Source organism: uncultured Oscillibacter sp. (assembly GCF_947654275.1).
Classification (GTDB): Bacteria; Bacillota; Clostridia; order Oscillospirales; family Oscillospiraceae; genus Oscillibacter.
The window spans coordinates 1-11,379 of sequence record NZ_CANTJS010000071.1; the positions used below are offsets into that span (position 1 = coordinate 1).

Consider the following 11,379-nt stretch of genomic DNA (forward strand, 5'->3'; position numbering starts at 1 on the left):
GCGCGTTTTTCCTGCGCGTTTTTCCTGCGCGTTTTTCCTGCGCGTTTTTCCTGCGGGGCGCGTCCCGTTGGAAGGTGTTTCGCGGAGACTGTCCCAGCCCATCTGCCGGAAGCCCGGCACAATCGGGAGAGCAGGCGGACACAGAGGCCCGCCGCTACGGGCGTTTTTGCAGGGGTCAGGCGCAGGGCCGTCACCTCCTCCTGATATAGTCACCGCAGTTGAAAAGAAGCATCGGCTTCTTTTCAACTGCGGTAAACTTCATCGTCAGCACAGGGGATTTACCTGCCAGCGGCTCTGCCGCTGTTTGAAAATCGGTATCTGCTGATTTTCAGCTGTGCTGACTGTACAACACGCCGGAGGACGCTCACTCTTTATTTATAGCAAGCGTCAAAATTTCCGGCAAAGGGGTCGGCCAGGGGGCCGACCCCTACAGCGGTGTGTAGGGGACGCCGCCCTCGGCGGCCCGCTGGAAGCAATTGTGAAGGCTGCTATAAAAGGCTTCCCTCAGGCGGAAATCTGTGGTAAAATAGCCTCATCCACCGGCAAATCCGGTGAAAGGAGGCCTGCCCATGCTGCGCATTGAAAACATCCGGCTCTCCCCCGGTGGGGACGGGACCGCCCTCCGGGCGGCGGCGGCCAGAGTCCTGCGGGTTCCTCCGGAGCGCCTTCGAAATCTGGAAATCCTGCGCCGCAGCATCGACGCCCGGGAGGACGTGACATGGATTTTCACCGTGGCGGCGGAGGCGGAACAGGAGCGGGACATTCTCCGGCGCTGCCGCGGTAAAAAGGTCAGCCGCTGGGAACCGGGCCCGGCCTTCCGCCTGCCCGCTCCCCTGCCGCCTCCGAAGATTCCCCCCATTGTGACAGGAGCGGGACCGGCGGGGCTGTTTGCCGCTCTGGTGCTGGCCCAGGCGGGCCAGAGGCCCCTGCTGCTGGAGCGGGGCCGGCCTGTGGAGGCCCGGCGGCAGGACGTGGAGCGCTTCTGGTCCACCGGTACGCTGGACCCCGCCAGCAATGTCCAGTTTGGTGAGGGCGGCGCCGGGGCCTTCTCCGACGGAAAGCTGAACACCGGCACCAAAGACCCCCGGCACCGCTTCATTCTGGAGCAGTTCGTCCAGTGCGGCGCTCCGCCGGACATCCTGATTGACGCCAAGCCCCACATCGGCACGGACTATCTCTACACCACCCTGCAAAACCTGCGGCGCAAGCTGCTGTCCCTGGGGGCGTCCATCCGCTTCGAAACCCGCCTGACAGACCTGCGCGTCGAAAACGGCGCGCTTACCGGCGTCACCGTGGAGGGCCCGGAGGGGCCCTGTGAGCTCCCCTGCCGGAACCTGATTCTCTGCCCCGGCCACTCGGCCCGGGACACCTTTGAGATGCTCCGCCGCCGGGGCGTGGACATGGAGGCCAAGCCCTTCGCCGTAGGGGTCCGCATTGAGCACCGGCAGGCGGACTGCGACGCCGCCCAGTACCGGCAGTTCGCCGGACATCCCGGCCTGCCCGCCTCCTCTTATAAACTATCCTGTCATCTCTCCAGCGGGCGGGGCGTGTTTTCCTTCTGCGTCTGTCCCGGCGGACAGGTGGTGGCCGCCGCCTCGGAGCCGGAGCAGGTGGTGACCAACGGCATGAGCGCCTTTGCCCGGGACCTGGAGAACATCAACGGCGGTCTGCTGGTGGGCGTCACGCCGGAGGACTTCGGCGGCGGGCCGGAGGCCCCCCTGGCAGGCGTGGCCTTCCAGAGAAAACTGGAATCGGACGCCCATGCCCTGGCGGGCGGCGGCTGCCGGGCCCCCGCCCAGCGGGTGGAGGACTTTTTGCTGAAACGTCCCTCGGCGGGACCGGGAAAGGTCCTTCCCAGCTACCGCCCCGGCGTGGTCTGGACAAATCTATGGGACTGCCTGCCCCCGTTTGTGGCGGAATCCCTGGCGGAGGCCCTGCCCATCCTGGGCCGGAAGCTCCGGGGCTATGACCACCCCGACGCCGTCCTCACCGCCGTGGAGAGCCGCAGCTCCTCCCCTGTCCGCATCCTCAGAGGTAAAAACGGCCAGTCCGCCCTTCGGGGGCTGTATCCCTGCGGCGAGGGGGCGGGGTACGCCGGGGGCATTCTCTCCGCCGCCGCCGACGGAATGCGCTGTGCCGAGCTGCTTCTTTCATCCGGCTGTGAATCCTTGCCCTGACAGGGTCTCTTTTCACCTTCCACCGATTTACACAGGAGGCTTGCCATGAAACAAATCTGCATCTGCCTGGAATTCCTGACCGGCGCCCACCGGGCGCAGATCGAGAAAACCGCCGCCGAAACCGGCTTCGTCCCTCACTTCTTTACCCCGGACCAGTTTGAGGAGGCCAGGGCCTGCCTGCAAAACTGCGAAATCCTCTATGCCCACAGTCCGGAGCTGCTCCAGTCCGCTCCCGCCGCGCTGAAATGGTATTGCTGCTCTTACGCCGGCGTCGACCCCTACTGCCAAAACCCCGCCCTGTTCGCCAATCCGGAGTGTCTTCTCACCAACTCCAACGGCTACGGCGTTACGATTTCCGAGCACGTAGTAATGGTGCTGCTGATGCTCTTCCGCCGGATGCCGGAATACGAGGAAATCGTCCAGGCCAGGCGCTGGGACAACCAGCTGTCCATCCGCTCCATCCGGGACTCCAATTTCACCATTCTGGGCACGGGCAACATCGGCGTGAATGTGGCGGAGCGGCTCCGGGGCATGGGAGCCGCCCGGATCACCGGCCTGAGCCGCAGCGGCCGCCCCCGGGAGGGCTTTGACCAGGTGCTGCCCATCTCCCGGCTGGACGAGGTGCTGCCCCGGAGCCAAAACCTCATCATGGCTCTTCCCGGCACGGCGGAGAGCCGCCATATTCTGAACCGGGAGCGCATCGCCCTGCTGCCCCGGGAGGCCTTTGTCGTCAACGTGGGCCGGGGCAGCGCCATCGACCAGGAAGCCCTGGTGGAGGCGCTGAACAGCGACCGTCTGGGCGGCGCGGCCCTGGACGTGATGGAGCCGGAGCCCCTGCCTCCGGACCACCCCCTGTGGACCGCGAAAAACCTGATTCTCACCCCCCACATCTCCGGCAACATGACCCTGGGCTACACCTGTGACGTGAACGTGGAGATGTTCTGCGCCGACCTTCGGAATTATGCCGCCGGCCGGCCTCTGGCTCAGCTGGTGGACCGCCGGCGCGGCTACTGAGGTTTGTTTCTTTCCCCCGTGCCTTCCGTCCCTTTCGGGAGCGTTCCACGGGACCGGGTCTCATTCCAGGCGGGAGCCCCCAAGGGGCTTCCGCCATTTTCTTACAGTTTTTTGAATTTTTTGTATATCATGCAGATTTTGGAATAAAACGCCCCTTCCAAAAACCCTGAATCCCTTCCCGCTTTTGGGTTTTTCACAAAAAAACCCTTTACATTGTCGAACGCCCTGATGTATAATGCAGGTAATTTCACGGAATTCTTCCATACGCTCCCCGCAGGCCTTCGGCTCGCAGGGAAAAGCCCCCTCCAAACGCCGCCGGAACCGGTACGCGGCGCGTTTGGGGGCCGCTGTCCACGGAAGTGCTTCCCACCCGCGCGCCCGCGAACCCACTTACAAGGAGGTCACTTTTATGAAAAGAGGCGGAAAATGGCTGCGCCGGTCCCGGTGGACCCGACAGAGGCAGTCGCTTTGCTCCAGGGCCCTGGCCTGGACCCTGGTGCTCGCCCTGACAGCGCCGCTGTGCGGCACGATCTGCGTTTACGCAGAGGAACAACCCGGCTCCACTCTGTGCGCCCACCACACGGAGCACACAGAGGACTGCGGCTATGCCCCGGCGGCGGAGGGCATCCCCTGCGGCCATGTCCATGACGAGGCCTGCGGCTATACCGAAGCCGGGGAAGGCCTCCCCTGCGGCCATATCCATGACGAGGCCTGCGGCTACGCGGAGACCGTGGAGGGTATCCCCTGCGGCCATGTCCACGACGAAGCCTGCGGCTATGCCGGGGCCGTGGAGGAAATCCCCTGTGACATGGACTGTCAGGAAGCCGGCGAGGACGGCGAGGTCGTCCATCAGGAGGGCTGCGCCTATACGCCTGCGGCGGAGGGCGTCCCCTGCGGCCACGTCCACGACGAGGCCTGCGGCTATACGGAGGCCGTGGAGGGTATCCCCTGCGGCCATGTCCACGACGAGGACTGCGGTTATACCGCGCCTGTTGAAGGCACGTCCTGCGGCCATGTTCATGACGAGGCCTGCGGCTACGCGGAGGCCGGCGAAGCCACGCCCTGCGGCTATCGGTGCGCCCTGTGCGTCACCGGGTGGCAGTGGGCGGACGAGGACGGCGTCCTGGCCCGGGACGAGGAAAGAGGCATCTGGGAACTGGGCCTGCCCGGCGTCAGCCAGGAGGAGCCCCTGACCCGGGAGGCCCTGGCGGAGGCACTGCCCGGGGCCGTCACCGCTGAAACGGCGGCGGGGCCCCAGACCGTGGAGCTGGCCTGGAACCTGGAGTCTTTCCCCGAAAGCGCCTTTGAGGGCAGCTATACCCTCACCGCCTCCCTCACCGGGGACTATGTGCTCACAGACAGCGCCCTCAGGCTGGAGGTGCTGGCGGACCTGGGCGGCGGGGAGACGTATGTCGAAGTAGTAAAAAAATATTTAAATGATTGGCAGTTTGTGGCAGCTAATGGAGAATTGATTCCAAAAAGCAATCAATGCGAGATTTGGATTACAAATAATTCCAGTCCCTCCGCCATTCGCCGCCAGATGGAGGCCCGTCTCCCTCAATATATCAGAGCCTGGGGCTCGAAAGATGCAAATAACAATCTGGTCAACGCCGGTTTTATCGTAGAGGACAGCTCAACCAACTTAATAGGAAAGATGCCCATCAAATGGGACCTTAGCAGTTTGCCGGCAGAGCTTGCTTTTGACCTGGAATATTCCATTGTTGCCGCAACAGACCCAAAAAAGGGATATGACATCATTGTTAACTCAAACGACACCCCTACTGGAAAACCCGACAGCAGCGAGGACAAAAATCTACTGACCCTAAAGGTTACTCTGAAATTCCGGGACCTGCATTTGGACGATCACACCGTCCCCGCCGCGGACCCGCTGGCGACCACCGTCAATCTGTTTGACTACTGGGTCCAAACCGACGGAAGCACGGGAAATGACATTCTTACCAAGTCAGATTATCATCTGAATACCGCTGGTGAACCCAAGGAACGCACGACCGTGAAAGACTGGGATAATGGCATCAACAAAGGCCGCCTGCTTCTCTTTGGTGACGGAAACATCCACGCCGGATTCTGGAACAAGGGCGCCGGCGCGGGTAATCCGAAGGTGGTCTCCTACGGTCAGAAATACGCCGGAATGGAGGGCATTGTAAAGCCGGTGCTGGAAAATGGCTATCCTACCATCAACACAGAGAATATGACCTCCCAAATTCATGACCACGAGGGCATCACCGACTGGATGCTCTGCGGCGACGAACTGCTCAGCGGTCCCGGCACCGCCGAAAACGGCGCAGCCCTTAACAGCACCGATCCCAAGCAGAACCTCAGCACCACAGTAATTCAAAACTGGAATGGCGACGACTCCCTGGACTATCTCTTTAACCCGGATGTCTCCAACGAGTATAAACGGAGCTATACGGACGTCAAGGGCCTGTTCCAGCTGGACAACCGGGGCTATTACTACTACGATATCCGGCGGAACTTTGCCGAGTATGATGAGGGAAACAACAAATTCATCCTCTATGACGCCCCGGCGGTGGACCGCACCGACAAGCGTTTTGACGGAGAGGACTTTGGAGGCGGCCGCAGCATCGGCAACTTCTTCCCCTTCAACAAGGGGGCCGACGTATTCACCGGAATCGAGAACGGCCATCTGGTCAGCGATGAAACCATTCAGAGCAGCAACTACACGAACAAAGGCGGCACCTTCATGAACCACCATCTGGGCATGACCCTGACGGTGGATTTCCGCCAGCCCCTGAACGGAACCATCAACATGGGTGTTGACAATCAGGGAAAGCCCCTGTCGGAGCCCATGTCCTTCCAGTTCTCCGGCGACGACGATGTGTGGGTGTTCATCGACGACGTGCTGGTGCTGGACCTGGGCGGCATTCACAGCGAAATCTTCGGCACCATTGACTTCTCCGACGGTACAGTCAAAATCGGCCAGAGCTGGAAGACCAACGGCTTCCCCTACATGGATGACCCTCTGAACGATGGCGAAGAAATCCTGAATCTGGAGGAGCTGGAGAAGGCCGCCCTCAAGGACGAGACGACGACGCTGAGGGCGCTGTTTGCCGCGGCGGGGAAAGAGAATGATTTTGCCTGGGGTGAGGGTGACAACAAAGACACCTTCGCCAGCGACACGGACCACACCCTGAAAATGTTCTTCCTGGAGCGGGGCAACTATGACTCCAGCCTGGCGGTGCGCTTCAACCTCCAGCCCCAGCTTTACCAGCAGATCAAAAAGGTGGACCAGAGCGGCGAGCCGCTGAAAGACGTGGAATTCCAGCTCTTCCCGGCAATAGACCTGGGGGAGACGGATTCCGGAAACGGCATTGAATGCCTCTACACGGACAGCAGCATCCATAACGGAAATACCTTCTTTGTTCAGCAGAAATCCGGTTCCACCGCTCTTGCCACTCTGGTCACCAAGGAGGACGGCACATCCCTGTTTGAGCGGGAGATCAGCAGCCGGAACGGCGAGAAGAAGACCGAGCCCTTTAACTTCGCCGACCGGCAGGACGAGTATTACATCCTGCGGGAGACCAGAACCCCCGCAGGCTACCGCAGCCAGCCCATCGACCTTGTGCTGCGCTATGACAACGACATCTCCATGCTCACCGTGGCCAACCGCTGGACCACCGGCGCTTACGCCTGTTCCGTCTCCAACATTACCGGCGTGGGCCGGCTGACCTATGGACACTTTGAAGGCGGCAACATCAGTCCGGATTCTAAGAAACCGGTGAGCGAGGCCAAGCAGAGCGGCGGTCTGGTCATCGCGGTTCCCATGCTCTACCAGAAGGAGGCCCAGACCTGGGAAGCCCTCTACGGCAGCAATCTGGGCGGCTTTGAGGCAGTGAAGATCGCCCAGCAGGGCGATGCCGGCAGTTGGCGCCGGGCCGTTCTGGAGGCTGCATTGAAGCAGGCCAGCAGCGAAAAGACCCCGAACTGGTATTTTGACTGGGACGAGGGAAACAAGCGCCTCATTGGCACCCTGGCGGATCTGCCGGGACTGGCCAGCCGTTACCAGATCAACGACTCCAACGGCAACATGCGGATGGTCTACGGCATCATTGAGCCCGCCGCACTGGAGGCGCTGGATATCAAAATTTCGGAGGGTCAGGATGGGAAGACGGCAGCTCAGCTGCGCTACGAGGCCCTGAGTCAGTATGTCCTCGACCATGGTGTAGAGCAGACATTGAACGCCATCATGGATGTATCTGTGAGTGATACCGGCAGCAATAAGGGCTTCAGCTTCCTGAACACGGACCAGTTCAACCGGAATTTCCGTTCCCTGATTTACATACCCAACGAGCAGCGGGAGCTGTGGGTCCAGAAGATCGACCAGGACGGCAATCCCCGCAACGGCGCGGTGTTCGGACTCTATGACAACCCGAACTGCACCGGCAGTCCTGTCTCTCAGGGAACCACCGCCACGGTGAACATCGCCGGTCCCGGGCAGAAGGAGAATTCACAGGAAGGCATTCTGATTTTCTCTCCCCGGCCCGAGGGCACAGGCAACGCCCACATGGCATGGGCGGACTCCAGCCGGACCCAATATTACCTCAAGGAAATCAAAGCCCCTGACGGCTGCAATCCGAATCCCACCATAATTCCCGTGGTGGTGGGCACCTACTCCATCTATGCCGACGCGGGCAAGGCGGGAGACGGCGTCAGCGTCCTGGCGGGCGTGGGCCGTCTGACCCAAACCATGCGCCAGTACGCCATGGGCAACGATGTGGACATCACCCTCCAGGATATCACCGCCTTCGGGCAGTTCCAGCCCTCCGGGAACACAAGCGTGCTCCCCCAGGACTGGGATGACATGCGGCTGAAGACCACCGTGGACCAGAAAATTCTGCGGTTCATGAATCTGCATTTCGGCCGAAACGCCGTGGTGGACTACGGTCTCCACGACCAGGACGGCGGACAGTTCTTCAAGCCCTTCTTCGTCACCGACGAGGGATTCATCCGGGCCAGGGTCCGGCAGAACTATGAGGCGCTGACCAACTCTATCTATGACACGGTGGTGTCCGACACCAACAAGGACGATCTGAAAGAAACCAATCTCACCAATCTGTTCAGCCTGCTGAACGTGGTGGTGGTCACGGACCAGACCACCCCCGACACCAAAACCGGCAGACTGACCATCAGCAAGCATGTGGAAGGCACTGGACTAAACGAGGCGGATTACACCCAAAACTTCTGGTTCAGGCTGACCCTCACCGACGCCAGCGGGAAACCCCTCTCCGGCAGCTACCAGTTCTACGGCACGGACAAGGCCGGTACGCTGAAAAGCGGCGACACCTTCCCCCTCCACCACGACGAGAGCATCACCATCCTGGGTCTGCCGGAGGGAACAAGGTTTGAGGTTGTGGAGGAAACGCCCGGCGGCTGGTATGTCTTCCCCAAGAGCGGCACGGTGGGCGGAGCCATTGCCGACGGCCAAACCTCTTCCGCCCAGTTCCGCAACCGCAAAACCCCCTGGCCGGATGTCGGTTCCCTGACCATCAGCAAAACCGTCACCGGCGGCGGTGACCGGGCGAAGGAATTCACGTTCACCGTAACGCTGAAAGATAAGGCGGGAGCGGAACTGACCGGGTCCTTCTCCTATGACGGCGCGAAAGAGGGCACGATTTCCAGCGGCGGAACCATCACCCTGCGGCACGGCCAGTCTGTCACCATCACCGGCCTGCCGGTGGGGACGCAGTACACCGTAACAGAAGCAAAAGCGGACGGCTATACCACCACTTCCAGCGGCGAAACCGGGACAATTCCCAATGGAAGCAGCGCCGACGCAGCCTTCAGCAACTATATTGAACCGGAAAAACCGGCTCCCGGAACCGGCTCCCTCACCATCAGCAAGACCGTCACCGGCAGCGGCGACAGGTCGAAGGACTTCACCTTCACGGTGACCTTCAGCACCGGCGGCAGCTATCCCTACAGCGGCAGCAAAACCGGCTCCATCTCCAGCGGCGGGACCATCACCCTGCGGCACGGCCAGTCCGTCACCATCACCGGCCTGCCTGCCGGGACCCGGTATACAGTCACGGAGGCGGAAGCAAATCAGGACGGCTATACTACCAGCTCCAGCGGTTCGGACGGAACCATCAGCGGCAGCCACATGGCGGTCTTCACCAACGACAAGCCCGGTGGCGGCGGTGGTGGTGGCGGAGAAACGCCTCCCCCGGAACCGCCGCCGGTAACGCCTCCCCCGGTGACGCCTCCGCCGCCGGAAACCCCGCCGGAAACACCCCCTGAGACGCCTCCGGAGACGCCTCCGGAGACGCCGCCCAGTCACCCAGAGCTGCCGGACCCCAACGATCCCGACAGCCCGCCCACCGTTACCATTTGGGAGGAGGGCGTTCCCAAAACCTACGTCAAAATCTGGGACCCTGAAAAAGAAGAGTACGTTTATATTCCGGAGGATGAGGTACCCCTGGGATCTATGGAAATCCCGGAGACCGGGGACGCCTCGAGAGCCTGGAGCCTCTCCGCCCTGTTCGCTCTTCTGGGCCTAGGCGCTCTGCGGCTTGGCAGGAAGAAGAAAAACGAGGAGGTCTGATCTCCTCCTCCCCGGCAAACATCAAAACCCCCGGCGCGGCCATTCGGTCACGCCGGGGGCGTTTTATATCGCTGAACTGTCCCATCACTCCGTCAGGCCCATGCTCTCCCAGCGATGGCCCATGAACCGGGGAACAAAGAGGGCAATCCGCAGGAACCAGTCCGCGAACATGGCCATCCAGATGCCCACCACGCCAAAGCCCAGATACCGGCCCAGCAGGATTCCAAAGCCCACCCGCATGGTCCACATGGAAACGGTGGAGACCACCATGGTAAACCGGGTGTCTCCGGCGGCCCGGAGGGCCTGGGGCAGGGTGAAGGACAGGGGCCAGACCAGCATCCCGAAGAAGCCGTGAAGCCATATGATCTGACGGGCGTAGCCCTCCGCCTCGGCGGAAACACTGTAGAGCCGCAGCACCAGAGGCAGGGACAGGTAAACCGTCAGGATGCAGAGAAACATGAAGAAATAGGTGAACTTCAACAGCTTTTTGGTGTAGAACCGGGCCAGCTCACAGCTGCCGGCCCCCATGCACCGGGAGACCACCGTCACGATGCCCAGACCCATGGCGTTCCCCGCCACACACTGGAAGGTCGCCATGGTGTTGCCGATGGCGTTGGCCGCCACGGAGGCAGTGCCCAGGACCGCCACCGTGGACAGCAGCAGGATTTTTCCCAGCTGGAACATGCTGCTCTCCAGCCCGTTGGTCACGCCGAAGCGCAGGATGTTCCGCACCACCTGCCGGTCATGCCGGAGCGTGAAGCGCTCCACCTGCAAAGGAAGCTCCGGACGGCGCAGCAGCATCACCATGGCCGCCGCCGCGAAGGCACGGGACACCAGCGTGGGAATGGCCACGCCCTCCACGCCCAGACCCAGGCCGAATATCAGCAGGGCGTTGCCCGTCACGTTGATGAGGTTCATCATCAGGGAAACCCACATGGAGATTCTGGAGTTGCCCATCACCCGGAACAGCGCCGCTCCCGCGCTGTAGAGGGCCAGGAACGGCGTGGACGCTTCCACAATCATATAGTAGGTATTGGCGTAGGCCGCCACGTCCGCCTCCACCTGTCCGAAGACCACATTCAGCACAAAGCCCTTGCCCAGGTAGAACAGCACCATGATGAGCAGGGACATCTCCCCCATGAACAGCAGCAGCTGCGTCCCGGAGTGGCCGGCCTTTTCCCGCTCCTGCCGGCCCAGATACTGCCCGGCAATGATGGCGCCGCCGGTGGCCAGGGCCGAAAAGGCGTTCACCAGCAGCACGTTTACCGTGTCCACCAGAGACACGGCGGAAATCGCCGCCTCTCCCACCTGGGAAACCATCACAGAGTCGCAGAGACCCACGGTGATGGCCAGCAGCTGTTCAATCACCAGGGGAACAATGAGCCGGCGCAGGTCCCGGTTGCTGAATTCCACTTGTATCGGTTTGAGCTCCATAAACGTCTCTCCTGTATCTACTCGAAATAGCGGCGCGGAAGCCGCGAAAATCATGTCAGCGGAACTCCCGGCATATCGGTTTGAGCTCCATCATCGTCTCCCCTGTATCTACTCGAAACAGCGGCGCGGAAGCCGCGAAAATCATGTCAGCGGAACTCCCGGCATATCGGTTTG

The 11,379-nt window shown here is 61.6% G+C and carries 4 protein-coding genes; 3 read left to right on the forward strand and 1 reads right to left on the reverse strand.

Annotated elements, in window-relative coordinates; translation table 11 throughout:
• Positions 1–569: 569 nt before the first annotated feature.
• The 3 genes from Q0063_RS13315 (at position 570) to Q0063_RS13325 (ending at position 9,771) form a co-directional block, all read left to right on the forward strand.
• Complete coding sequence (locus tag Q0063_RS13315; RefSeq protein WP_297872457.1) at positions 570–2,177, forward strand: NAD(P)/FAD-dependent oxidoreductase; 1,608 nt, start codon at positions 570–572, stop codon at positions 2,175–2,177.
• A 45-nt stretch (positions 2,178–2,222) separates the two neighbouring features.
• The gene (locus tag Q0063_RS13320) at positions 2,223–3,191 is read left to right on the forward strand and encodes a D-2-hydroxyacid dehydrogenase (RefSeq protein WP_297872458.1); all 969 of its coding nucleotides are present in this window, start codon (positions 2,223–2,225) and stop codon (positions 3,189–3,191) included.
• A 409-nt stretch (positions 3,192–3,600) separates the two neighbouring features.
• Positions 3,601–9,771: a DUF5979 domain-containing protein gene (locus Q0063_RS13325; RefSeq protein WP_297872459.1), complete on the forward strand. Its 6,171-nt coding sequence runs from the start codon at positions 3,601–3,603 to the stop codon at positions 9,769–9,771.
• Positions 9,772–9,855: 84 nt separating this feature from the next.
• Here Q0063_RS13325 and Q0063_RS13330 read toward each other — a convergent pair whose 3' ends face one another.
• Positions 9,856–11,205, reverse strand: coding sequence for an MATE family efflux transporter (locus tag Q0063_RS13330; RefSeq protein WP_297872460.1), 1,350 nt, complete (start codon positions 11,203–11,205; stop codon positions 9,856–9,858).
• Between the last annotated feature and the right edge of the window lie 174 nt (positions 11,206–11,379).

Bases quoted from the DNA above. Each gene is read 5' to 3' on its own strand.
- Q0063_RS13330 (WP_297872460.1), bottom strand. From the start codon at position 11,205: ATGGAGCTCAAACCGATACAAGTGGAATTCAGCAACCGGGACCTGCGC.
- Q0063_RS13325 (WP_297872459.1), top strand. From the start codon at position 3,601: ATGAAAAGAGGCGGAAAATGGCTGCGCCGGTCCCGGTGGACCCGACAG.
- Q0063_RS13315 (WP_297872457.1), top strand. From the start codon at position 570: ATGCTGCGCATTGAAAACATCCGGCTCTCCCCCGGTGGGGACGGGACC.
- Q0063_RS13320 (WP_297872458.1), top strand. From the start codon at position 2,223: ATGAAACAAATCTGCATCTGCCTGGAATTCCTGACCGGCGCCCACCGG.